This window comes from Pantoea sp. Lu_F5_004 (assembly GCF_051136245.1).
In the GTDB taxonomy this organism is placed as follows: Bacteria; Pseudomonadota; Gammaproteobacteria; order Enterobacterales; family Enterobacteriaceae; genus Pantoea; species Pantoea agglomerans.
This window is the reverse complement of the sequence record NZ_CP194946.1, coordinates 2,172,257-2,194,677: the sequence shown is the minus strand read 5'-3', so window position 1 is coordinate 2,194,677 and position 22,421 is coordinate 2,172,257. Positions and strand designations below refer to the sequence as shown.

Annotated in this window: 21 protein-coding genes; 12 read left to right on the top strand and 9 right to left on the bottom strand. The window is 59.6% G+C overall.

Annotation, left to right across the window (positions count from 1 at the left end):
- Positions 1 to 9: 9 nt before the first annotated feature.
- Positions 10 to 1,164 carry an efflux RND transporter periplasmic adaptor subunit gene (locus ACR8BN_RS10135; protein ID WP_010245312.1) on the bottom strand — a complete coding sequence of 385 codons (1,155 nt, stop codon included), beginning with the start codon at positions 1,162 to 1,164 and terminating at the stop codon, positions 10 to 12.
- A gap of 302 nt (positions 1,165 to 1,466) precedes the next feature.
- On the opposite strand from ACR8BN_RS10135, the gene ACR8BN_RS10130 reads away from it, so the two are divergent.
- From ACR8BN_RS10130 to ACR8BN_RS10120, 3 genes are all read left to right on the top strand, one after another.
- Positions 1,467 to 1,808, top strand: coding sequence for a helix-turn-helix domain-containing protein (locus ACR8BN_RS10130; protein ID WP_009090299.1), 342 nt, complete (start codon positions 1,467 to 1,469; stop codon positions 1,806 to 1,808).
- Positions 1,809 to 1,894: 86 nt separating this feature from the next.
- A complete protein-coding gene (locus ACR8BN_RS10125; protein WP_010245306.1) occupies positions 1,895 to 2,329 on the top strand; it encodes a ribonuclease domain-containing protein in 435 nt (144 codons plus the stop codon).
- A gap of 2 nt (positions 2,330 to 2,331) precedes the next feature.
- Positions 2,332 to 2,595, top strand: coding sequence for a barstar family protein (locus ACR8BN_RS10120; RefSeq protein ID WP_434746888.1), 264 nt, complete (start codon positions 2,332 to 2,334; stop codon positions 2,593 to 2,595).
- Here the strand turns inward: ACR8BN_RS10120 and ACR8BN_RS10115 are convergent.
- From ACR8BN_RS10115 to ACR8BN_RS10100, 4 genes are all read right to left on the bottom strand, one after another.
- Positions 2,592 to 4,958 (bottom strand): virulence factor SrfC family protein, encoded by a 2,367-nt coding sequence (locus ACR8BN_RS10115; RefSeq protein WP_434746887.1) that lies wholly within the window; start codon positions 4,956 to 4,958, stop codon positions 2,592 to 2,594. The two genes, ACR8BN_RS10120 and ACR8BN_RS10115, sit on opposite strands and share 4 nt — an antisense overlap.
- Complete coding sequence (locus ACR8BN_RS10110) at positions 4,955 to 7,918, bottom strand: virulence factor SrfB (RefSeq protein WP_061703987.1); 2,964 nt, start codon at positions 7,916 to 7,918, stop codon at positions 4,955 to 4,957. The genes ACR8BN_RS10115 and ACR8BN_RS10110 overlap by 4 nt, the downstream gene beginning before the upstream one ends.
- A gap of 2 nt (positions 7,919 to 7,920) precedes the next feature.
- A complete protein-coding gene (locus tag ACR8BN_RS10105) occupies positions 7,921 to 9,285 on the bottom strand; it encodes an SrfA family protein (protein ID WP_434746886.1) in 1,365 nt (454 codons plus the stop codon).
- A 172-nt stretch (positions 9,286 to 9,457) separates the two neighbouring features.
- Positions 9,458 to 10,630, bottom strand: coding sequence for a benzoate/H(+) symporter BenE family transporter (locus ACR8BN_RS10100; protein WP_240323530.1), 1,173 nt, complete (start codon positions 10,628 to 10,630; stop codon positions 9,458 to 9,460).
- A 123-nt stretch (positions 10,631 to 10,753) separates the two neighbouring features.
- Between ACR8BN_RS10100 and ACR8BN_RS10095 the strand changes: the two genes are divergently transcribed.
- The 3 genes from ACR8BN_RS10095 (at position 10,754) to ACR8BN_RS10085 (ending at position 12,379) form a co-directional block, all read left to right on the top strand.
- A complete protein-coding gene (locus ACR8BN_RS10095; protein ID WP_434746885.1) occupies positions 10,754 to 11,311 on the top strand; it encodes a helix-turn-helix domain-containing protein in 558 nt (185 codons plus the stop codon).
- Positions 11,312 to 11,377: 66 nt separating this feature from the next.
- Positions 11,378 to 11,803: a MarR family winged helix-turn-helix transcriptional regulator gene (locus ACR8BN_RS10090; protein ID WP_434746884.1), complete on the top strand. Its 426-nt coding sequence runs from the start codon at positions 11,378 to 11,380 to the stop codon at positions 11,801 to 11,803.
- Positions 11,804 to 11,818: 15 nt separating this feature from the next.
- Complete coding sequence (locus tag ACR8BN_RS10085; protein WP_109650288.1) at positions 11,819 to 12,379, top strand: isochorismatase family protein; 561 nt, start codon at positions 11,819 to 11,821, stop codon at positions 12,377 to 12,379.
- 13 nt (positions 12,380 to 12,392) lie between these two features.
- On the opposite strand, the gene ACR8BN_RS10080 is transcribed toward ACR8BN_RS10085, so the two are convergent.
- The 3 genes from ACR8BN_RS10080 to pqqU all read right to left on the bottom strand — a co-directional run bounded on the left by ACR8BN_RS10080 (position 12,393) and on the right by pqqU (position 15,739).
- The gene (locus ACR8BN_RS10080) at positions 12,393 to 12,734 is read right to left on the bottom strand and encodes a contact-dependent growth inhibition system immunity protein (RefSeq protein WP_109650290.1); all 342 of its coding nucleotides are present in this window, start codon (positions 12,732 to 12,734) and stop codon (positions 12,393 to 12,395) included.
- Complete coding sequence (locus ACR8BN_RS10075) at positions 12,703 to 13,527, bottom strand: RNase A-like domain-containing protein (RefSeq protein ID WP_434746883.1); 825 nt, start codon at positions 13,525 to 13,527, stop codon at positions 12,703 to 12,705. The genes ACR8BN_RS10080 and ACR8BN_RS10075 overlap by 32 nt, the downstream gene beginning before the upstream one ends.
- A gap of 91 nt (positions 13,528 to 13,618) precedes the next feature.
- A complete protein-coding gene (pqqU, locus tag ACR8BN_RS10070; protein ID WP_434746882.1) occupies positions 13,619 to 15,739 on the bottom strand; it encodes a TonB-dependent receptor PqqU in 2,121 nt (706 codons plus the stop codon).
- A gap of 195 nt (positions 15,740 to 15,934) precedes the next feature.
- Between pqqU and ACR8BN_RS10065 the strand changes: the two genes are divergently transcribed.
- The gene (locus ACR8BN_RS10065) at positions 15,935 to 16,795 is read left to right on the top strand and encodes an NAD(P)-dependent oxidoreductase (protein WP_434746881.1); all 861 of its coding nucleotides are present in this window, start codon (positions 15,935 to 15,937) and stop codon (positions 16,793 to 16,795) included.
- Positions 16,792 to 17,571, top strand: coding sequence for an AraC family transcriptional regulator (locus ACR8BN_RS10060; protein ID WP_033771733.1), 780 nt, complete (start codon positions 16,792 to 16,794; stop codon positions 17,569 to 17,571). Before ACR8BN_RS10065 ends, ACR8BN_RS10060 begins: the two co-directional genes overlap by 4 nt.
- Here the strand turns inward: ACR8BN_RS10060 and leuA are convergent.
- Positions 17,492 to 19,207, bottom strand: a complete 1,716-nt coding sequence (gene leuA, locus ACR8BN_RS10055) for a 2-isopropylmalate synthase (RefSeq protein WP_434746880.1) — start codon at positions 19,205 to 19,207, stop codon at positions 17,492 to 17,494. The two genes, ACR8BN_RS10060 and leuA, sit on opposite strands and share 80 nt — an antisense overlap.
- Before the next feature lie 249 nt (positions 19,208 to 19,456).
- On the opposite strand from leuA, the gene ACR8BN_RS10050 reads away from it, so the two are divergent.
- The 4 genes from ACR8BN_RS10050 to pqqC all read left to right on the top strand — a co-directional run bounded on the left by ACR8BN_RS10050 (position 19,457) and on the right by pqqC (position 22,419).
- Positions 19,457 to 20,473: a dipeptidase gene (locus ACR8BN_RS10050; protein ID WP_434746879.1), complete on the top strand. Its 1,017-nt coding sequence runs from the start codon at positions 19,457 to 19,459 to the stop codon at positions 20,471 to 20,473.
- Between the two features lie 143 nt (positions 20,474 to 20,616).
- Positions 20,617 to 20,688: a pyrroloquinoline quinone precursor peptide PqqA gene (gene pqqA, locus ACR8BN_RS10045; RefSeq protein WP_010245082.1), complete on the top strand. Its 72-nt coding sequence runs from the start codon at positions 20,617 to 20,619 to the stop codon at positions 20,686 to 20,688.
- Positions 20,689 to 20,742: 54 nt separating this feature from the next.
- On the top strand, positions 20,743 to 21,660 hold the full coding sequence (gene pqqB, locus ACR8BN_RS10040) for a pyrroloquinoline quinone biosynthesis protein PqqB (RefSeq protein ID WP_061901461.1): 918 nt from the start codon (positions 20,743 to 20,745) through the stop codon (positions 21,658 to 21,660).
- A 3-nt stretch (positions 21,661 to 21,663) separates the two neighbouring features.
- Entirely contained in the window at positions 21,664 to 22,419 is a 756-nt protein-coding gene (pqqC, locus tag ACR8BN_RS10035) for a pyrroloquinoline-quinone synthase PqqC (protein ID WP_010245074.1), read from the top strand.
- Positions 22,420 to 22,421 lie beyond the last annotated feature (2 nt).

Genomic DNA, 22,421 nt, shown 5'->3' with positions numbered 1-22,421 from the left:
GGCCTCGGGTTATTGAGCGGCTGCCGCACGCATGGCGACCGGCTGAGCAGTGACCGGCATGCCGGGCATAAATACTTTTTGCAGACCGGCGATGATGACCTTGTCGCCGGATTGCAGACCCGATTTAACGATGCGCAAACCATCCACCATCGCGCCAGGCTGGATATCGCGCCGCTGCGCTTTACCTTCGCCATCCACCACGTAGACATACTTGCGATCCTGGTCGGTCAATACCGCTTTATCATCGATCAGCACCGCCTCGAACTGCGCGCTGCCGGGCAGACGCACGCGGGCAAACAGGCCAGGCGTAAACTGACGCTGTTGATTGTCGAGCAGGGCGCGCATACGAATGGTGCCGGTGCTGGCGGTCAGCTGGTTATCCAGAAAGTCAATTTTGCCCTGGTGCGGGAAACCCTGTTCGCCGACCAGCGCAATCTCAACCGGCAGCGCATGGCGCTGCTGGCCCTGACGCGCCATCGCCTGATAGTTCAGGAAGGTGTTCTCATCGACATCGAAATAGACATACATCTGCTGCTGCGACACCAGCGTGGTTAACACACTGGCGCTGTCGCCGGCGGTCACCAGGTTACCGGCGGTGATCATCGCCCGGCTGGCGCGACCATCAATCGGCGCGGTAACGCGGGTAAAGTCGAGGTTCAGCTGCGCCATATCGACCGCGGCCTCTGCGGCCAGCACATCCGCCTGCGCCTGGCTGGCGGCAGAACGACGCTGCTCCCACGCTTCGCGGGAAATCGCCTGCGTGCCGATCAGCTTCTCGCTGCGGCCCGATTCGCTGCGGGCCAGACTCGCCTGACTGCGCGCCCGGGCCAGTTCCGCTTTGGCCTGCTCCAGCGCCGCGCGGTAACTCCGGTCATCAATGGTAAACAGTACCTGACCTTTTCTGACCTCATCGCCTTCACGATAGTTAACGGCATCAATGTAGCCAGAGACGCGCGGACGCAACTGCACGCTCTGCACCGCTTCAACCCGGCCATTGAAATTATCCCACTGACTGACCGGTTTGATCAGCACGGGGGCGGCACTCACTTCAGGCGGCGGGGGAGCGGCGTTTTGCGCCACACCCTTATCGCAGCCGCTCAGTTGCGTGATGAGCAGTACCATCCCTAAGAGGGTTAAACCCTGACGAACCCGGTTCGTAATCATTGTTGTTATTCCGCGATAGATATAAACAGGCGGCCTGCAGGCCAATATTTGCAACTTTTAAGATTGCAATTAATCGCGGTGAGTGTAGGCTTGCGTGGCTGGCAACTGCAAGAATAACAGATACACTTTATGTGCGGTTTAGGGCAGGGCGATGAAAGCCTGAACAACTTAGCTAAAACCCCACAAAGAGTGCGGCATTTAATGTACTAATAAAACTTGCATTAAATGGCATAGTCAGCCACCCTTAAGTGTAACTGCAACTGATACTAATACTTTTCGCTACGGCGACAGGAGAGACTGGAATGATGAGTGATGCTTTTATTCACGATTTAATCGACTGGATTGATAACAACATCGAAGCACGTCTGGATCTGGATACCGTTTCAGAGCGCGCGGGCTACTCCAAATGGCACCTGCAGCGCATGTTTAAAGAGCACACCGGTTATCCACTGGGTGAATACATCCGGGTTAAGAAGCTGAAGAAATCAGCCGACCGCCTGACCAGCACAGATGAACCGATTCTCAATGTGGCGATCTCGTTAGGTTTCGACTCCCAGCAATCCTTTAACCGCAGCTTCAAACGCCAGTATGGCGTCGCGCCGGGTGCATGGCGTCGGCACAGCGGGGATTCGCACGCAGCATAACCTCGCCAGGGCCAGCTTGTCTGGCCCGCGCTTTTCTCTGCGCGCAAAACTGGTATCATCTGCGTCCTGTCGTCACGGATGCCATCATGTCAAAAAAACTCTGGATTGGACTTTTTCTCGTCCTCGCGGCCTGTTTCTACGGCCTAAAACCCTATCTGAATTCCGTTTCAGCCCCTGCCCAGGCGGATATCGCCACCCTGACTGACGCCCATACCGTGGCGCGGTGGGTGCTGCAGCATCAGCAACTGCCGGACTACTACCTCACCAAAAACGACGCGCGCAAGCGTGGCTGGAATCCGGCCAAAGGCAACCTGTGTGACGTGTTGCCTGGCAAAGCCATCGGCGGCGATCGCTTTACGAATCGTGAGAAGCGTCTGCCCGCGCGTGCAGGCCGTCAGTGGTATGAAGCGGATGTGAATTATCGCTGCGGCCATCGCGATGCCGATCGCCTGGTTTACTCCTCTGACGGGCTGGTGTTTCTCTCCACCGATCACTACCGCAGTTTCAGGCAGGTGCCCTGATCATGCTTAATCTGACCTTTGACCTGCGTCAGCTCACCACGCGCGCGGCGTTTTATCAGCAGTTTGCTGAGCAGAGCGGCTGTCCGCAGACCTTCGGACATAATCTGGATGCATTATGGGACTGGCTGACGGGCGGGATGGCGCTGCCTGTCACAATGTGGTTGCAGCACTATGCCGCGCATCAGGCCGATTTAGCGCCGGTGCTGGCGCTGCTGGAAGAGGCGGCGCAGTCGCTGGAGGGCGAACTGCGCCTGATCATTGATTAAGCGCGAAGCGGCTTAAGCAGCGCAACCAGCGCTTCGCGGGCTGCCAGCGGCAGATCGCCGCCGCCAGTGTAACCATTGTTCTCAATGATGACCTGGTTCAGCCCCACCAGCCAGTCGTAGATATAGTAGGCCGTGTGGTTGGCCGGGGCGGCAGAGAGTCTGGTCAGACGCTGACCGGCACTGAAGCTGACGCTGGGAGCCGGAGGACGCGAGAAAATCACCTGACCCCGGTTAACGCGGCTGGCAGGGCGTTCAGTTTCAGGACGCTGTAAAAAGCCGAGCCAGGCTACAAAATCCCCCAGCACCGTCATCGCCCGCGTCACCTGACGATCCGCGCGTGATTCATGGCTGACGCTCTGCGTATCGGGCTCATGCAGCGCCTGCTGCAGCTTTTGCGCGATATCGGTGCGGAATCCGGCCGTGATCAGCTCCTCAACCAGCCACTCCATCGTTGGCTTATCCACGTTCAGCAACGCCAGCAGGCTGCGGTTTTCCGGCAGCTGACGCAGATGATCCAGCCACAGCAGCAGCACCTGACGCGGATACTGCTGAGCGCTCTGCAGACTCTGACGCGGCTGAACCGGTGCTTCAGCCGGGCTCTCACTGAACAGGTCAAATTCAAATCCGATGCCAAACTGATTTTCCGGTGCCTGAATACTGGCCGGTTTGCTGCCTTGTAGGGCGGACTGATTAAGCCACAGCTGACGCAGCGCCTCACGCGGCGGCTGCAGGCGTTCCAGCAGCTCGCCATGCAGGCCGGTCCGATGCTGTAAACACTTCAGTAGCGTATCGGCGATATTCTGTTTGCGTGCCGCCTGTTCCGGGCTGGCACCCGCTTCGGTCCAGGGCAGCAGACGCCGCTCCACCACGGTATGCTGAATCTGCGCCAGCTGAGCCAGCAGCATGTCGCGGCGCGCTTCCGGCTGCATCTCATCCTGCAACCAGCTCGCCATGCGGTCGACGCCTGCGCGATCGAGTGCCAGCATCGACCCCCAGTGCTGACCGGGCTGTCCCATCTGACGCTGCACCGCTTCATCCACATTGACCTGCTGATGGCGGGCATCGAAAGGGGTAATCGCCCAGATCAGGCGCGGTTTCTCTGCAGATTCCTGTGCGGGCTGCTGACGCTGCCATTCGCGCAGCGTTTCGCTGGCGAGGTCGGCATCCTGACGCTGGCTGGCTGCGGTACAGACCAGCAGCAGATCAATTGCCTGACGCGCGGCGTAAAAGCCGGGCAGCAGGGCACGTTTCTGCTCCAGCAGTTGGGCACGCAGCGGATCCTGCTGCTGCAGGCGCTGACGATCTTCCTGGGTTGCCGCGTCACCGGACTGGCCTGGCGCGGGCAGTTCCAGCATATCGGCATCATCATAGAGCGCGGTACGCGGTGTGGAACTCAGCGGCACCAGCACTTCCAGCGTCAGCAGCGCCAGTAATCCCAGCGGCACGTTCTGCGCCTTACCGATGCGGTTACCATTCAGCGGGCAGATTTCCACCAGCTGCTGCTGATCCTGCTCACTGGCTGGCACAATCAGCTGCTCGGCCGGCAGCAGTGATGTGTCGGTCAGCAGGCTCAGTGGAGCAAGCACCCGGCTGCTGTTACGCAGCTGGTGACGCAGATGCAGCAGGGTGCGCAGCATCTCATTAAGTTCAGGCTGACCAGGCCACAGCAGTGAAAAAAGCTGTACCCGGTCGTCAACGCTGAGCCAGGGCGCAAGCTCAACCGCCTGCGGCCAGAAATGACGATCAAGTCGCGCATCGTGGTGCGTACGACGACGGCACCAGGACCAGAGTGTCACCAGCGCATCGCCTTCCAGACCCGCCAGCGGCGTGGCGAGACGATGACGCTGCAGGCGCTGCAGTGCGCTGTCGATCTGTGCGGTGTCGGGCGTTGTCGCGCCGGCACAGGCGACCATCAGCCGTACGATCTCCGCTTCACTCAGCAGCGTCAGTTCAACCGGCCACTCGTTTGAAAGCGGCTCGCGCTGATGGCTGAAACGGGTGGCGGTAGCAAAATCGAGGTTGCCGGGATTGATATGCTGAAACCAGTTCAGCAGTTTATCGCCCATGCGGGTCACTAACTGGCCCTGTGCGTCGGCCACCATTTCGTTCAGCAGCCAGGCTTTACCCGCCTGCGACTGACCAAACAGCGCCAGCGTCACCGGACGCGCCACCTGCTGCGCCAGCGCCTGAGTCTGCACGCGCGCCTGGCGCAGTTGCAGCGTCAGGGTTTCTGCTTCCAGCGCCAGACGCGGCGACTGCTCACGGCTGCTCTCAATCCAGGCCAGACTGTTATTCAGGGCGTCCTGCAACAGGCCAAGACGTTTTGCCAGCGTTTGCGGCTGACGGGGTTTCAGGGCTTTCATCGTTTACACACGCTCCCGCTGTCAATCCAGTATTGCGCATTGGCATTGCCGGTTGCCGACAGGGTATTTAGTTTGAGACTCAACTGCTCCAGCGGTACGCGGGTGCCATCATCCAGGCGGGCATCGCTCAGCACCAGACTTTCCGGGCCGGACGCGTCGGGTCCGGCTTTTACCGCCAGCCGGATGCGCAGCACGCTCTCACCGGCCACTTTTCGCGCCAGGGTGGCGTCGTTCAGCGTCAGGCTATAGAGCGGCGAGGCGGGCCAGCGATCGTTATCGAGCTGGCGGAAGCCGAGACAGACGTTGCCGCGAATACGGAAACTGCGCTTTTTATCCAGCACATAGCCGGGATCGTCGAGGTCAATTTCGCTGTAGCAGAGGTTCTCGTCCGTCAGCGCCTGGTTTTCGTCGAGCATGCCAAGATAGCGAATCGTCGAGTAGGGTTCAAAATCGCCTGCGCGGAACCAGAAGCTGCTGAGGCGCAGATCCAGCGCCAGCAGGCAGAGCATCGCGCCGACCGCCGCGGTCGATTTCGGGTTGTCGATGCGGCCATGTTTGTTAAACGGATACCAGTCGCTGGTGTGATAGCCTTCCAGCGACAGTATACGGCTGCCCGGCAGCGGTTGCAGATGACGCACCAGCGCCTGAATGCCCGGGAAGCGCGACGGGCGACCGGTCAGCAGCAGCACGTCACACTGATAGAGCGACACCACTTCACACATTGAACGCAGCGCCGGGATAATCGCCATCCGGTGCTGCATAAATTCCCCGTGCAGCTGGGACAGGCTCACCACCAGCGGCACCTGCAGCAGGTCAAAGCGGCTGTTACCGCCCAGCTCGCGCTGAATCTCGCCGTTAACGAAGGCCAGTACCGCTTCGCCCGGAGGCTGATCGACCAGCTCGCCAAACAGTGCGTTGATCTCCGCGTGGCTCTCCAGCGGATCCCAGTTTTCGTAGCGTTCCAGTACCGCCTGCGCTAGCGGAATAAACAGTTGTAAGGTGATCTGCTGACGCAGCGTGGCCTGACCGTCCATGCGGCTGTCGTGACCAAACAGCTTGTTCATCAGCGGTTCCGCCAGCGTCAGGCCCGCTTTCTGCAGATGCTGCTGCAGCGCCGGTAAAATCCAGAGCTGAATCACATCCAGCAGGATATCGTCGCCCGCGACTTTAAAGCCTTCGCGGAACAGCAGTCGCGGCGTGATTTTGACGTTGTTGCCCTGACCATCATCCAGACGATACTGGGTGATGGCGAGGTCAGTAGTGCCGCCGCCGATATCAATCGAGGCGATGCGCAGGCTCTTACCTGGCAGTTCGTCAGCATCGCGCGGGCGATCCGGACGGGCCATGCTGCTGAAAAAGTCTTCGGCGCGACCGGCAAAGTTGACCTGGGTTTCATTAAACAGCCAGACCATCTGACCACAGGTCGCTTCATCCCACTCCATCTGAACATCCGGCAGCGGTTTCGGATTCTGACGAGGCAGTGATGGTGAAAGGTCATCTTCGTCAGCCAGCCAGCCTTCCGCTTTCCAGACCAGCGCCAGCGCCTCCTGCATCCGGCGGCGGAAAATTTCACGCTCCGGCTTCGGCATCGCTGACGGCAGCGTCAGGATCACATGGCGCAGCTGACGTGGCGCGTGGCTCTGTGGCATCCGCTGACGCTGTGCCGCGCTGTTCATCTGCATCAGCGCCTGAGCCAGCAGCTCACAGAGCATAAAGGTCATCAGCGAACTGCGGCTGTAGTGCGGAGAAAAGACCGGCAGACGATCGTCGGGTGCCAGCGTCGAGAGCGGCTGGCCTTCGTCGTTGAGCAGGGTGGTAAAGGGCGCGGCATAGGCCAGCGGTTCAGCCTGTTCGCCGGGCGTGTTAAAACGCCAGCCTGGCTGATAGCGCGCCTCATCCCACAGATAACGACGCGGGCTGGAGAGGCCGGTGCTGCCTTCCAGTCCCACACGCTGCAGGGCCAGACGGCTCGCTTCACGGCCGACGCGCGTCAAAGAAGGCCACATAAAGGCCTGCTCACGACCGCTCTCCAGCGAGAAGTTCGCTTTGCCAAAACGGGTCTCGGCAAACTCCAGACGACTGTCAAACAGCTCGTTGTAAACCTGATGCGGCTGCGACAGATCGCGCAGCTGCAGCTCATAGGTCTGCTTCAGGCCGTTGCTCTCTTCCGGGTGATCTTCAACCAGAATGCCGCAGGTATGGGAGTTACCGACATCCAGAATGATATCGACATTGACCGCCGGGGTCTGCAGCGTGGCAGCCTGAATATGGATCTCGCTGAGGTCGAGCTGTTCGCCCAGCAGTTCCAGCAGATTGAGGTAGTGCGCCTGATACTCAAACTCGCGCAGCGCCTGATTAATCGCCTGTTCGCGGCGATCGGAGACGCGGTCGGTAAAGGATTCGCGCAGCCAGCCGTCAACCCAGGTCAGGTCAAGAAAATCACCCAGCTCGTAGTTGTGCCAGGCGAGCGCAAAAGTCACACCGTTCTGAGCATCAGCCGGGCTGAGGCCGAGCTGTTCACCGCCATCCTGTTCCGCCACGCAGCGGGTATCAAAGGCCAGGCTGACGCGATGGGTATTGCCCGCTGCATCGGGCGCGGGCAGCGCAACCAGACGCATCCGCGCCCAGTTTTCAGGACCGCCGATAAAACGACGTCCGCTGGCGCAGCGCAGCATCGGCAGCGGCAGCCAGCAGGCTGACAGCAGGGACAGTGAGTCTGCCAGCGCGATATCAGACTCCGGGCGCACCACTTCCGCAGCGCCGCCATCTTCCGGATAGAGCAGGAACTTACCACTGTTGCCATCGACGTTCAGGCGCAGCAGCGGGCCATTGGCGGTCTGGCGCACAAACTGGCGGCGCGCCGGAGTATCTGAGAGTTGCAGGCCGAAATCCAGAAACTGCACGCCGCTGTTTTCAATCAGCGAAATTTTTTGTTTGTCATCGATCAGGGGAGCCAGCATCGTTATTTACTCTCACGCTTAATCGTCATCGGGAAGACCCGGTCATCAGCATACTGCGCTTCACACACTGCGGCGCCGATACTCGCATGGCAGACCAGCAGTGGCATACGGTAGCGCGAACTGTTCTGGCACTTCGCCGTGTAGCGGCTCTCAATCACCAGGTTACCGGCGCTGGTCATGGCCGAGCTGACATCCGCTTTACAGGTAGTATTGCCCTGGGCGATCTGCACGCTGCCTTTGCCGTTTTTAAACTGGAAGCGCATTACCGGAGGCTTACCGGTTGGCGTCGGCATCTGGTCGATAGTGACACGCCAGCGGCCATCAATCACCCGTACCTGGCCATCGCGCACCGCATCCGGCGTCACGATCAGGTCATCGGGTTTGGCCGGAACCGGCGCCGTCACCGTTGTGGCAAGGGTAGCAGATGAGGTTGCCGGTGCGGTATCGGTGTTAGTGGCCGGTTTCTGCGGCTGCGATTCGGGGAGTTTTTCCGGTGCTGTCTGCTCTGCAGGTGGTGTGACAGACGGTGTTGCCGCAACCGGTGCCGGAGTCGCAGCAGGGGCCGGAGTGGATACCGTCGCCGGGGCTGACGCTGGCTTCGCGGTGGCAACCGGTGTTTTTACGGGTTCTGAACGATGCAGCAACACGGCCACCATCACGGCGGCAGCAATCGCCACCGGCGGTAACAGATACCAGACGCGGAAACGGCGGCGAGCCGCTACAGGCGTCACCGGCTGAGCTTCAACGGGTGCCGCAACCGGCAGCGGTTCAGCCATAGCTTCGGGTTCAGGTTCGGGCTCAGCGATCATCACTGGTTCAGCGATGACCGGTGCAGCAGGCAGCTCAGGCAGCGGTTCAACCAGCGCCACCGGCAGGTTCTCTTCCAGCGTGTCACGCAGGCAGGCCAGCGCGTCATCGCGACTGCGCGCCTGGGCATCGACAAAGCCCCAGAAGGTGATGACCGGTTTGCCATCAACCAGATAGACATACTGCTGGTCGGGGAATTGCAGGGTTTTGCTCAGCAGCGCACCAAACAGCCGCATTGATGGGTTCTCTGCCGCGCGCGCGCGCGTACTGAGATCCTGCATATCCTGCTGACAGGCGGTGAGCTGTTGCAGCGCCGCGCGACGTTCATGATCGCTGGCACCCAGCCAGGATTTCACCCGGCCGCTAAAAGGGGCATACCAGTCGAGGCGATCGCCCCGTTCATTGGCCTGAGGAATGGCCAGGCAATCTGCCAGTGCGCTCTGACGGCGCAGGCGCAGGGTTTCACGAATTTGCAGTGCTGAAGCGTAGACCGGCTGGCCATTTTCACCTAACGCCAGAACTGCATCTAAATTACCGCTGCGCAGAAAAGTTTTTGCCACCTGTTGGGCCCTTATCGGTCGTTGTCTGAGGCAGAAAATCGCGTGTTATCGACGATTAGGTTGATTTTACGCGGGGCAATGACAAATCAAACGGCAGAAAAAGGGGGTAAATCCACTGTTTTTTTCACCGGCTGACGGAAAAACCACCGCTATTTCAGAGAGTATGACGCAATCAGCCGGATTTGCGCACCAGCAGCAGGTGGGCGATGACGCCGCCCGCCAGTCCCCAGAAGGCCGGACCAATGCCCAGCAGCGAAACGCCGGAAGCGGTGATCAGAAAGGTGATCAGCGCGCTGTCGCGTTCGGCAGGCAGATCCAGTGCGCGGTGGAGGCTGCCACCCAGCGTGGCAAGGAGTGCCAGTCCCGCAAGCGCCTCAATCAGCACCGCAGGCAGGGCACTGAACAGCACGGCGATCAGCGCACCGGACGCGCCCGCCAGCAGATAGAAGATCCCCGCCAGCGCCGCCGCGCGCCAGCGTTGCTGAGGATTTGGGTCGACCTCATCGCTCATGCAGATGGCCGCCGTAATCGCCGCCACACAGACCGAAAAACCCCCTAATGGCGACAGCAGCAGCGCAATTAATCCTGTCCAGCTCATCAGTGAAGAGACGGGTGGACGGTAGCCGTGCGCCTGCAGCGTGGCGATGCCGGGGGCGTTCTGCGACGCCATCGTCACCAGGAAATAGGGCACGCCGATCCCCAGCAGCGTGGTGAGGGTAAAGTGCGGCATCACGACTTCCGGCATTGCCAGCCTAATCGGCTGCGGCGGAAAGTGGATGGCGTGCTGTGCCAGCGCGACGGCAACACCTACCAGCAGCGTGACCAGAATTGCATAGCGGGCCAGCCAGCGGCGGGCCAGCAGCCAGGCCAGGCACATGCTGCCGCACAGTACAAAGTTACTTTGCAAATCGGCAAAGGTCTGCAGCCCGAAGCGCAGCAGAATACCTGCCAGCATCGCCGCTGCCAGTGAGGCGGGAATGTAGTTCATCAGCCGGGCAAACAGCCCGGTGACGCCGCACAATACGATCAGCAGATTGGCGAAAACAAAGACGCCTACCGCCTCATTCAGCGAAATGCCGTGAAAACTGGTCGCCAGCAGCGCAGCGCCGGGCGTTGACCAGGCAGCCAGCACCGGCATGCGGTAGCGCAGTGACAGGCCCAGCGAGGCGATCCCCAGCGCGATGCCCAGCACCGACAGCCAGCCGCCAATCTGCGCGGGCGTGGCGCCCGCCGCCTGAAACATCTGATAGATAATCGCGCCACTGCTGCTGTAGCCCACCAGCACAGCCACGAAGCCGGAGACCAGCATCGGCAGGGTAAAACGGGGAGGTTCCGCTCTCGTCATGGTCAGACTCTTTAAGAGGTTGTGCGTTATAGCGCACATGGTCGCATGATGCGCTATAACGCACAAGTGTTACACTATTGCCATAACGTCACTCACCAGGATGACGAGAAAGCAGGAGAAAAAATGGCGGATTTTCAGCAACACCTGAGCAGCGCGCTCAGACAGTTGCGGCAGGCCAATGGCTGGAGCCTGACGCTGACGGCGGAGCGAACCGGCGTCAGTAAAGCGATGCTGGGCCAGATTGAGCGCGGCGAATCGAGTCCCACCGTGGCAACGCTGTGGAAGATTGCCACCGGTTTCAACGTTCCTTTTTCCTTTTTTATCGACGGCAGCGTACTGCCTTCAGGCGCCGCGCCTGGATTCAGTCAGCCCAATGCTGACATGTCGGTACGGTCGCTGCTGCCTTACGATCCGCAACTGCGTTTTGATCTGCTGGCGGTGGAGCTGGCAGCGGGGGCGCAGAGCCATTCTTCGCCCCATGAAGCGGGCTGTGTGGAGCAGGTGGTGGTCATCGAGGGCGAACTATTGCTGGGCGTCGGGGATCTCTGGCGACGTCTGCTCGCCGGGGAGGCGTTCCAGTTCAGGGCCGACGTGCTGCACAGCTACCGGAACCCGCTCAGCACACCGCTGCGCTTCCACAGTCTGATCCACTATCTGCAGCGCCCGGACTTTACAAATTGATACCTGAGCAAACTACACAGTTTACCTTCGTATCTTTATACTTTCGCTTATCGATGGAGACGGGTAATGAGCGATCCGACTGAATCCGCTGCAATGCTGCGTATGCTGGTGGGCAAGCTGGGCCGCCGGTTGCGCGAGTCAGCACCGCCTGGCGAATTAACCTGGTCGCAGGTCGCGGTGCTGGGTCATCTGGTTCGCGATGGAGCGATGACGGTGACGCAACTGGCGGCAGCCGAGGGCGTACGCACCCAGTCAATGGGCGCGACCGTCGCCGGGTTACTGGCGGCCGAACTGGTGACGGGCGAGCCGGATCCCCATGATGGTCGTAAAACCCGCTATTTGCCCACGACGTCCAGCCTGGCGGTGATTACGTCGAGTCGCGCGATGCGCGATGACTGGCTGCTCCGGACGCTGGAAGCGCGACTGAGTCCGGCAGAACAGCAGCAACTGACGGACGTTCTCCCTCTGCTGCAACGACTCACTGACTATTAAATCTGAGGATTCAACATGGCTGTAACCACACTTGATGCAAAAACTGCGCTGATTGTTATCGACCTGCAACATGGCATTGTGGCGTTGCCGCTGGTTCATGAACCGCAGCCGGTAATCGAACGCTGTGCCGGACTGGCTGAGGCGTTTCGCGCGCACGATCTGCCGGTTGTGCTGGTTAACGTGGCCGGTGGGGCGCCGGGCCGCAATGAGCAGGCACGTCACAGCGGCGAACTGCCCGCCGACTGGGCGACGCTGGTTCCGGCGATGACCCCACAGCAGAATGACCTTACGGTCACCAAGAAAACCTGGGGCGCGTTTCACGCCACGGCGCTGCACGATGAGCTGCAGAAGCGCGGCATTACTCAGGTAGTAATTTGCGGTATCGCGACCAGTATCGGCGTGGAATCTACCGCACGACAGGCGTATGAGCTGGGTTACAACGTCACGCTGGCGACCGATGCGATGACCGATCTGAACCTCGATACGCACAACAATAGCGTGAACCTGATCTTCCCGCGCCTGGGTGAAACCGGCAGCTGTGAGGATATTAAGGCGCAGTTAAAATCGCGCGCCTGATTCGCGTGTGACGTTAAGCTTTGGGCCACCGCGACGGTGGCCCGTTGAGGGCAGCCACAGCTCTTATCAAAAAACTGCGCCACGTTTCTCCCCAGGGGGCCGGACGAAACTCTTCACCAGCAATCGCTGACATAATGACATTCAAATCATCATCCTCATTCTGAAGCAGGATGTTTATTTCATTCCGCGCTTCAATAACAGGCATGTCATGATCAATATAGCTCTGGAGCATTTCTTCGAGGGTATTGCCAAAGTCGTCATGGCGGCAGCTTAAAAACACTCTTAACATGCCGGTTAGCGCCGGGTATTGTTTCACGGGTTTATCACCCCATCCACGGATAAGACGTGAGAACATAGTAAGGTTTCCCGTTATAAGTTTGCTTAAGCAGCACCACGCGCACAGCGTAACAGGTTTCTTTTGTCGCTTTACCCTGCCTGAATCCATAACCCACAGCAGCCCTGCTACGATATACCAGTTCCAGAGGACTGGCGTTATTCCCCCAGTTCGCCCAATGAATGATCCTGAGTCGGTTAGCTTTCAGGGCTGAGCTGATCGCTTTTTCTGCAATCTGAACTGAATAATATGATGATACTGAGTGCATATTTGGGCTGAGGGCCAGCCTGGCGAGTAAATCATTATCAGAAATTGCGACGTGCTTAGCAATGGTGTGTCCGCCAGCCCTTACAGAGTTGACAGCCTCATGCTCAGCAATTTTAAACGTACCCGCCCGGACGTATACAACACGGGCTGCACTAACAGTAAGTCCAAAGGCAACTGGAACACCCACATCTATGGCCAGACCGATATTCCATGCTGCTGTGTCGTCAGCGCCAAATTTCTTTGCGAGAGCAACAGCCGTCTGGTAGGTGGCTGTTCGGGTATTCTGGCCGGTCAGCACCCGGTTAGCTGCAGCATTAATGCTATCCATACTGTGAGCACCAACGACAATACATGCTGCCTTGGTTATCCCGGTGGGTTCGGGAGCCATACACAATGCGGTTGCACCAGCCAACTCCAGACTACCCATGAGCAGGTCAAGACCACCCATAAGACGGTTGCTCATTCCTTCGGATTCAGTAACTGACTTATCGGAAAGCACCGCCGCAAGATGTACCGGAGACATTGCAATTTGTAGCTCGTTGTCCATAACAATCAATCCTTAAAAGAAATTCAATTCGCGCGCCTGATTCGCGTGTGAAGGTAAGATCCGGGCCACCACAACCGTGGCCCGAATTGTTTTAGCGGAAGGCATAACCCAGCGTTAAACCGACGCTGTAATTGCGGCCCGGCGCGGATTCGAAATAGCGACCATTACTCTCATTCACAATCACTGAACCCACATAGTGCCGGTCAAACAGGTTATCGACCCGGCCAAACAGATCCAGCGTCCAGTTCTCAACCAGCCACTTATAGCCACTGTTAACCGCTGCAACGGTGTAGGACGGAGTGTTCACGCTATTCTGATCTTCAGCGGCGATCTGGCTCAGATAACGCACCTCGCTGCCTGCATAAAAGCCCTGTTCCGGCAGGTAACCGAGTCCGGCATAAGCCATGTTACGGGCGATGCCGGGAATGCGGTTGCCGTCACAGCTGTCACTGCCGCAGGCGTTGCTGCGATAGCGCGCATCCAGCAGGGTGTAGGCCATCTTCAGCCGCCAGTCCCAGGCAAACTGCTGATCCAGGCTTAATTCCAGACCGCGACGGCGGGTCTGACCGGCATTTTTATAGGTAGTGCGTCCGCCACTGCTGGCATCCGCCACAATCTCATCACGGGTATCGGTCTGGAACAGCGCCGCGCTGATTAGGCCATTGCCGATGCGTTTCTTGCTGCCAATCTCCAGCGTATCGCTGGTGGCCGGTTTCAGCCCCAGATTCAGACCTGCCGCGCCATCTGAACGGTAAGAGAGCTCATTAATGGTCGGGGTTTCAAAGCCGCGACCGGCGGAGATCCACGCGTTCCAGCTCGGGTCAAAGGCATACTTCAGTGCCGCAGCGGGCAGCCATTTGTGATAGCGCGCATCACCGCTGTCGTCGCCGTTACCGGGCTGAATATAGAAGTCATCAGAGTCAAAGTTAACGGTGCTGAACCGTACACCCGCATCCAGCGACAGCTTATCGGTCAGCTCCCAGGCGGTCTGCAGATAGGGATCGAGCGTCCACATCAGGTTGCGCTCGTTGCGGCGCAGATTGCCCTGTTCGCCCAGCTGCGTCACCCCGTTGCTGACCGTGAAATTTTCATAGCCCTTGCGGCGCTCGGACATGGTTTCGTAGTCGAGTCCGCCGGTCAGCGCCACCGGAATTGACAGCAGCGTGTCGCGATGAGTCCAGCGGGTATCGACGCCCTGATAGTGGCGGGTCAGGGCGATCACGCCACCGGGATGAGACGGGTTGCGCTGCACGGCTGCGGGGATCGACTGGAACTGGGTAGTTTCGCGCATGCCCGCGTAGAGCATCACGCTGAGGTCGTCATTTTCACTCATCTGGCGCTGATAACGCAGGCCGCCCTGAGTCTGATCGACAGTCTTACGGGTGTTATAAAGCGGGACGTTGCTGACCACCTGACGTGGATTGTCACGCCACTGTGCCTCGGTTAAGCCGCCGGGATCCTGCGCGTCAATGTGAACGCTGTTAAACAGCAGCGTCAGGGTGCTGACATCATCAATACGCACGCCCAGTCGGGCGTTGCCAAGGTTTTTCTGCGCAGCGCTGTGATCACGATAGCCGTGAGTGGTGAAGCGGGAAGCGGAGACGGTGTAGTTAACATCTCCGGCATGGCTGCCGTCACCGGTCGCGCCGCTGGCTTTGACGCTGTTGCGCCAGCTGCCGTAGCTGCCATACCAGCTGCTGGCTTCAAGCGTGGTCGGCTGCTGGCCCTGCTGAGTGGTGACATTGATCACGCCACCCGAAGCGTTGCCATACAGCGCAGAAAACGGGCCGCGCAGCACCTCGACATGATCAATCGAGCCGATATCGATATTGGAGGTCTGCGCCTGACCATCCGGCATGGTGGCCGGGATGCCATCCACGTAGATGCGCAGCCCGCGTACGCCGTAGGTTGAGCGGGAGCCGAAGCCACGCATCGACAGCTGCAGGTCCTGAGCATAATTCTGGCGGTTCTGGATCTGCAGACCCGGCACGCTGCTGAGATTTTCCGACAGGTTAACGCGCGGCGCTGCCTGGCGCATATCGTCGCCACTGACCACGCTCAGGGCCGCAGGCGTATCGAGTTCGTTAAGGCCCGTTTCCGGCGGTGCAGCCGTGACGACCAGGGTATTGTCATTATCCGCCGCCAGCAGCGGCAGTGGCAAAATGGCAGGCAACATCAACAGCGTCGCCTGGCGCAGAGAGATTATTTTCATTATATGTGGCCTGAAAAAAGAGAGGATATGAACCAGGTGGAACAATTTCCGTATATGGTAAGGGTTTGATGCGCCGGGGTACATCGTTTCGGGCTGGATTTTTTCTCTGTTTACCGCCAGGCTGGAATCCATCTTTTGCAGTGATAAGGCGTCCGATTCACCCGGATGCAGACAAAAAAACTCACGGGAGTCAGCATGAAACAACCTGAAGTGGCGGTTCTGGGATTAGGCGCAATGGGGCACGCATTTGCCGCCAACCTGCTGAAAAAAGGCTTTCGCGTTCATGGCTGGAACCGCACCCGCGCGCGCGGCGAAGATCTGCTGGATGCGGGTTTGCAGCTGGCTGGCTCGCCAGCTGAGGCGGTGCGTGAAGCAGATGTCGTGATCGCCATGCTGTCTGATGGCGACACCACTGAGCAGGTGTTGCATCAGGTCAAAGAGGCGTTTAAGCAGGGCGCGACGCTCTGCCAGATGGGCACCATCGGCGTAGAAAAAACCGACGCGCTGATCGCCTTTTTCGCAGAAAAACGCCCCGATTTGTTACTGATCGATGCGCCGGTCTCCGGCACCAAAGCGCCAGCAGAGAATGCGCAGATTCTGGTGCTGGCCAGCGGCGATCAGAGCCGGGCGCAGGCAGCAGAAGCGGTGTTTGCTGCCATCAGTAAAGGGACAAAGTGGCTGGGTGAGGCGGGCAAAAGCACCCGGATGAAGCTGGTGATCAACAGCTGGCTGATTGGCATGATGCAAAGCCTGGCGGAGAGTACCCGGCTGGCAGAGCAGTTCGGCTTTTCCACCGACGATCTCTGGCAGGTGCTGGAGGGCGGTCCGCTGGCTGCACCGTATGCAAAAATGAAGCTCGGGATGATCGCCAGCGACGACTTCACGCCGCAGATGCATCTGGTCTGGGCGCTCAAAGATGCCCGCCTGGCGCTGGATGCCGCAGAGACGCCGCTGCCGGCGCTGGAGAATATTGCACAGCTCTGGCAGCAGGCGGTGGAGGCCGGACACGGTGAAGAGGACCTGGCGGTGATCTACCGCTACCTGAAGGCGCAATGAGTCAGCAGCATTTTGACTTCAGCACGCGTCCGCTGGTGCCGCTGGCGCACGATTACCTGCACGGTGCCAGCGAACCCTGGCACCAGCACGCCTGTGCCCAGCTAATCCATACCCTGAGCGGCGTGGTGCGGGTGGAGACGGAGTATGGCAGCTGGATTGTGCCGCCGAGTCGCGGCGTCTGGCTGCCTGCGTTTACACGTCATGCGCTGCAGATTACCGGCAGTGTGGCGGCGCGCACGCTGTTTATCGATCCGCTGGCGCGAGCCGATCTGCCCGCCAGTTGTCAGGTGGTGCAAATCTCACCGCTGCTGCGCGAGCTGATTGTCACGGCGCTGAGCCTGCCGGAGCGTTACGCCGCAGGCAGTCGGGCCGAGCGGGTGATGGAGTTGATTCTGGATGAAATCCGCGGCATGGACGTGCTGCCCTTTGCCTTGCCGACGCCCGACAGCCCCCGTTTACAGGCCCTGTGCGAGCTGATTCAGCAGACGCCCGGTGAAAGCTGGACGCTGCTGCGCGCCAGCGCCTACCTGAATGTCTCGGGCCGCACTCTGGCCCGCCATTTTATGCGCGAAACCGGCCTGCAGTTCAGCGACTGGGTGCGGCGCGCCCGCCTGGCTATCGCCCTGACGCGACTGGCGCAGGGCGACTCCGTGCTGCGGGTGGCGCTGGAGCTGGGCTATGAAAGCCCCAGCGCGTTTAGTGCGATGTTTCGTCGTCTGCTGGGCGTCTCTCCGACTGACTACTTTCCGCCTGCAGAAACTGGCCTGCCGCGCTGAGCAGCGCCTGCAGGGCTGCGCGGGCGGTGTCATTGTCGATACTCACTCCCCAGGCTCGCGCGCCACGGGCATCCACGCAGCTGATATAGGCCACCGAGCGGCTGTCACTGCGTCGTCCCAGCGTATGCTCGTGATAGTCCTCAATGGTCAGATGCAGATCAAACGCGCTGCGCAGGGCATTGACCGCCGCCGACAGCCAGCCATTGCCGCTGCCGGTCAGCATCAGCGATTGCGTCTGATAGACCACGCTGGCGCTAATCTGCGTCTGCCCGCCGCTGTCACTCTGGCTGTCAGCCCGCTGTAATGCCACCGCGGGCTGCGTGACGCCATACTGGCGGCAGAAGAGCTGCCACAGCGCGTAGTGCGTCATCTCTCCGCCGTGCCGGTCAGTCTCCTGCTGTACACAGCGGCTGAAATCCTGCTGTAGCGCTCGCGGCATTTGTAACCCGTGATTCTGCTCCAGCAGCCAGGCGGCCCCGCTTTTTCCCGACTGGCTGTTAACGCGGATCACCGCCTCATAGCTGCAGCCAATGTCGGCCGGGTCCAATGGCAGGTAGGGCATCTGCCACTCTGTTTCCTGCTGTTCGCCGCGGATGGCGAACCCTTTTTTAATCGCATCCTGATGAGAACCGGAGAAGGCGGTGAAGACCAGCTCGCCCGCATAGGGATGGCGCGGATGAACCGGCAGCTGGTTGCAGCGGGTTACCACTTCAATCACCTCATGCATCTGGCTGAAATCGAGCTGGGGCGAAACGCCCTGGGTATAGAGATTCAGCGCCAGCGTCACCAGGTCCACATTGCCGGTGCGCTCACCGTTGCCAAACAGACAGCCCTCGACCCGGTCAGCGCCCGCCAGCAGCGCCAGTTCTGCGCAGGCGACGCCGGTGCCGCGATCGTTGTGCGGATGCACGCTGATGCAGACGGCATCACGGCGGCTGAAGTGACGGCAGAAAAACTCAATCTGATCGGCATAAACGTTGGGGGTGTTCACCTCCACCGTGGCGGGAAGGTTAATGATCATCGGGCGCTGCGCGTCCGGTTGCCAGACATCGGCCACCGCCTCGCAGATCTCCAGCACAAACTCCGGCTCGGTAAAGCAGAAGGTCTCGGGCGAATATTCAAAGGTCCATTGAGTTTCCGGCTGCGCCTCGCATTCGGCGCGGATCTGCCGTGCACCAGCGGTGGCCAGCGCCACGATTTCCGCTTTGCTCTGCTTAAATACCCGCTCGCGAAACAGCGGCGCGGTGGCGTTATAGAGATGCACGATGGCGCGTGGCACACCCTGCAGCGCCACAAACGTGCGGGCAATCAGGTCCTCCCGCGCCTGGGTCAGCACCTGTAACGTCACATCCTCCGGGATACGCTGTTGCTCAATCAGGTCGCGGACGAAATCGAAATCCGTCTGCGAGGCAGTGGGAAAGGCGACCTCGATCTCCCGGAACCCGCAGCGCAGCAGCAGATCCCAGAAGGCCATTTTGCGTTCCCGATCCATCGGTTCTGCCAGCGCCTGATTGCCGTCACGCAAATCGGTGGAGAGCCAGCGCGGCGCCTGGGTCAGCTGGCGTGAGGGCCACTGGCGATCGGGCAGGGTGATCAGCGGGGAGGGACGATATTTATCAGTGGGTCGGGTCAGCATAAGAGTCTCCTGTGGTTTTTTTACCAGTCTGCCGACACGCCTCCGGGTCCGCGCGCGCAGGGCTGACAACCTGACGCGCAAAAGTGACAATAACCTGCATGACCTGCATGACCTGCATGACCTGCATGACCTGCATGACCTGCATGACCTGTATGACCTGCGTGGCCTGCGTGGCCCTGCGTGCGCTCTGGTTTGGTGAATCCGCCGGGCAGGGTTAGCATGGTCACCTGTTTATTCGGGTGGACTCTTATGCTGATTTTTGACGGTCACAACGATCTGTTGCTTAACCTCTGGCTGCATCATCGCGATGCGCCCGCGCAGGCGTTTTATCAGGGGATTGAACGGGGCCACCTCGATTTTCCGCGCATTAAGCAGGGCGGGTTCGGCGGCGGGTTGTTTGCGATCTTTGTGCCTCCGCAGGAGTACATTGCCCGCACCGTTCCGGCACGCGCCGACGAGCCGTTTCAACCGCTTCAGATCATGTGGCAACAGCTTGAGATCCTGCAGCAGCTGGCCGATGCGTCAGGCGGGCGGGCGCAACTCTGCCGCAGCCATGACGAAATTGCCGCCTGCCGCGCCGCAGGCGTACTGGCGATGGTGGCACACATCGAAGGTGCTGATGCGCTGGATGAGGAGGGCGAGCAGCTGCACGCCTTCTGGCAGGCGGGGGTGCGTAGCATCGGGCCATTCTGGAACCTGGCCAGCCGCTTTGGTGAAGGCGTCAGCGGCACCTTTCCCGGCTCGCCCGACACCGGGCCAGGCCTGACCCGCGCCGGAGAGAGGCTGATTCAGCAGGCGAGTGACCTGAAGATGATGATTGACGTGTCGCATATGAACGCAAAAGCCTTTTGGGACACCGCCCGGCTCTCCAGCGCGCCGCTGGTCGCCAGCCACTCCAACGCGCATGCTCTCTGTCCGCAGCCGCGTAATCTGACGGATGAGCAGCTGGTGGCGATCCGCGACAGCGGCGGTCTGGTCGGCATTAATTTCGGCAACGCTTTTCTGCGCGCCGACGGTAAACGCGACGCTGATACGCCATTAACAGAAATTGTTAAGCATTGTGATCACTTGTTGAAGATAATGGGCAGCGACCATGTAGCCTTTGGCTCTGATTTCGACGGGATTACCCCACCGGCTGCACTGGGCGATGTCAGCGGATTGCCGCGATTGCTCGCCGCTTTTCAGGAAGCGGGCTATGATCAGACACTGACAGAGAAACTGGCATGGGGAAACTGGCAGCGGGTTTTACATCCGACCGGGCTGTGATAACAATTTCCTGATGTTCCGGGCTTGATCCCGACGCGCCATTGGCGCAACATCTGCCTGGAAATTGTGACGGCGGTCTCATTCAATGCCGGTCACACTGATTTCAGGCAGCTTATTTACTGTTAACCAAGAGGAAGTAACTCATGTGGAAAAAACCAACTTTCGTTGATATGCGTCTCGGTCTGGAAGTGACTCTCTACATCTCCAACCGTTAATCGTTCTGCCCGCCCTCTGAGCGGGCATTTTTTTTCAACTTCTGGTTTTCCTCTATGTTTATCAAAATCCTCGGTTCAGCCGCGGGCGGCGGGTTTCCGCAGTGGAACTGTAACTGCGCCAACTGCCACGGCGTGCGTAACGGCACGATTCAGGCCCAGGCACGTACGCAATCGTCGATTATCCTCAGCGATAACGGCGAAGATTGGGTGTTATGCAACGCTTCACCCGACATCAGCCAGCAGATCCTGCACACGCCAGAACTGACCCGCAAAGGGGTGTTACGCGGCACGGCGATCGGCGCGATTATCCTCACCGACAGCCAGATTGATCACACCACCGGGCTGCTGAGCCTGCGTGAGGGCTGCCCGCATCAGGTGTGGTGTACGCCGGAAGTGCATGGTGACCTCAGCACGGGCTTCCCGATCTTTCCAATGCTCACCCACTGGAATGGCGGCTTACAGCACCGTCCCATTGCGCCACTGACGCCGTTCAGCGTCGATGTCTGTGATGATCTTCAGTTCACCGCGATTCCGATTATCAGTAATGCACCGCCTTACTCGCCGTATCGCGACCGGCCGCTACCGGGCCATAACGTGGCGCTGTTTATTGAAAACCGCGCGAATGGCCAGACGCTGCTCTACGCGCCAGGCCTGGGCGAGCCGGATGCGGTGATCCTGCCGTGGCTGCAAAAAGCGGATTGCCTGCTGATTGATGGCACCGTCTGGCAGGATGATGAGCTGTTAACCACCGGCGTGGGCCACAACACCGGCAAGGCGATGGGCCATCTGGCGCTGGCGGAAGAGCAGGGGCTGATGGCGCTGCTGGCATCGCTGCCGGCAAAACGCAAAATTCTGATCCACATTAACAACACCAATCCGATCCTTAACGAGCAGTCACCGCAGCGTCAGTTTCTGACGGAGCAGGGAATAGAGGTGAGCTGGGACGGAATGGCGATCCACCTTCAGGGCTAAAACATGCAGATCACTGACACGCTGTCGCCGCAGGCTTTTGAACAGGCCCTGCGCGACAAAGGCGCTTACTACCATATCCATCACCCGTATCACATCGCGATGCATAACGGTCAGGCCACGCGCGAGCAGATTCAGGGCTGGGTGGCGAATCGCTTCTATTACCAGACCACCATTCCGCTGAAAGATGCGGCGATCATGGCCAACTGCCCCGATCCGGCTACCCGCCGTAAGTGGGTGCAGCGCATCCTCGACCACGACGGCAGCAATGGCGAAGAGGGCGGCATTGAGGCCTGGCTGCGGCTGGGCGAGGCGGTCGGGCTGACGCGCGAAGAACTACTTTCAGAGCAGCATGTGCTGCCAGGCGTGCGGTTTGCGGTGGATGCGTATATTAACTTTGCCCGCCGCGCCAACTGGCAGGAGGCGGCCTGCAGCTCACTCACCGAGCTATTCGCCCCGCAGATCCACCAGTCACGGCTCGACAGCTGGCCGCAGCACTATCCGTGGATCAAAGAAGAGGGCTATTTCTACTTCCGCAGTCGCCTGGGTCAGGCGAACCGCGATGTGGAACATGGCCTGGCGCTGGCGCTGGAATATTTCACCACCGCTGAGACGCAGAACCGCATGCTGGAAATTTTGCAGTTTAAGCTCGATATTTTATGGAGCATGCTGGATGCCATGACCATGGCGTACGAGCTGAAACGTCCGCCTTATCACACCGTGACTGATAAAGCGGCGTGGCACACCACCCGACTGGTATAACA

Excerpts from the sequence above, each read along its gene's own strand:
- ACR8BN_RS10135 (WP_010245312.1), bottom strand. The coding sequence starts at position 1,164 with ATGATTACGAACCGGGTTCGTCAGGGTTTAACCCTCTTAGGGATGGTA.
- ACR8BN_RS10130 (WP_009090299.1), top strand. The coding sequence starts at position 1,467 with ATGATGAGTGATGCTTTTATTCACGATTTAATCGACTGGATTGATAAC.
- ACR8BN_RS10125 (WP_010245306.1), top strand. The coding sequence starts at position 1,895 with ATGTCAAAAAAACTCTGGATTGGACTTTTTCTCGTCCTCGCGGCCTGT.
- ACR8BN_RS10120 (WP_434746888.1), top strand. The coding sequence starts at position 2,332 with ATGCTTAATCTGACCTTTGACCTGCGTCAGCTCACCACGCGCGCGGCG.
- ACR8BN_RS10115 (WP_434746887.1), bottom strand. The coding sequence starts at position 4,958 with ATGAAAGCCCTGAAACCCCGTCAGCCGCAAACGCTGGCAAAACGTCTT.
- ACR8BN_RS10110 (WP_061703987.1), bottom strand. The coding sequence starts at position 7,918 with ATGCTGGCTCCCCTGATCGATGACAAACAAAAAATTTCGCTGATTGAA.
- ACR8BN_RS10100 (WP_240323530.1), bottom strand. The coding sequence starts at position 10,630 with ATGACGAGAGCGGAACCTCCCCGTTTTACCCTGCCGATGCTGGTCTCC.
- ACR8BN_RS10095 (WP_434746885.1), top strand. The coding sequence starts at position 10,754 with ATGGCGGATTTTCAGCAACACCTGAGCAGCGCGCTCAGACAGTTGCGG.
- ACR8BN_RS10090 (WP_434746884.1), top strand. The coding sequence starts at position 11,378 with ATGAGCGATCCGACTGAATCCGCTGCAATGCTGCGTATGCTGGTGGGC.
- ACR8BN_RS10085 (WP_109650288.1), top strand. The coding sequence starts at position 11,819 with ATGGCTGTAACCACACTTGATGCAAAAACTGCGCTGATTGTTATCGAC.
- ACR8BN_RS10080 (WP_109650290.1), bottom strand. The coding sequence starts at position 12,734 with ATGTTCTCACGTCTTATCCGTGGATGGGGTGATAAACCCGTGAAACAA.
- ACR8BN_RS10075 (WP_434746883.1), bottom strand. The coding sequence starts at position 13,527 with ATGGACAACGAGCTACAAATTGCAATGTCTCCGGTACATCTTGCGGCG.
- pqqU (WP_434746882.1), bottom strand. The coding sequence starts at position 15,739 with ATGAAAATAATCTCTCTGCGCCAGGCGACGCTGTTGATGTTGCCTGCC.
- ACR8BN_RS10065 (WP_434746881.1), top strand. The coding sequence starts at position 15,935 with ATGAAACAACCTGAAGTGGCGGTTCTGGGATTAGGCGCAATGGGGCAC.
- ACR8BN_RS10060 (WP_033771733.1), top strand. The coding sequence starts at position 16,792 with ATGAGTCAGCAGCATTTTGACTTCAGCACGCGTCCGCTGGTGCCGCTG.
- leuA (WP_434746880.1), bottom strand. The coding sequence starts at position 19,207 with ATGCTGACCCGACCCACTGATAAATATCGTCCCTCCCCGCTGATCACC.
- ACR8BN_RS10050 (WP_434746879.1), top strand. The coding sequence starts at position 19,457 with ATGCTGATTTTTGACGGTCACAACGATCTGTTGCTTAACCTCTGGCTG.
- pqqB (WP_061901461.1), top strand. The coding sequence starts at position 20,743 with ATGTTTATCAAAATCCTCGGTTCAGCCGCGGGCGGCGGGTTTCCGCAG.
- pqqC (WP_010245074.1), top strand. The coding sequence starts at position 21,664 with ATGCAGATCACTGACACGCTGTCGCCGCAGGCTTTTGAACAGGCCCTG.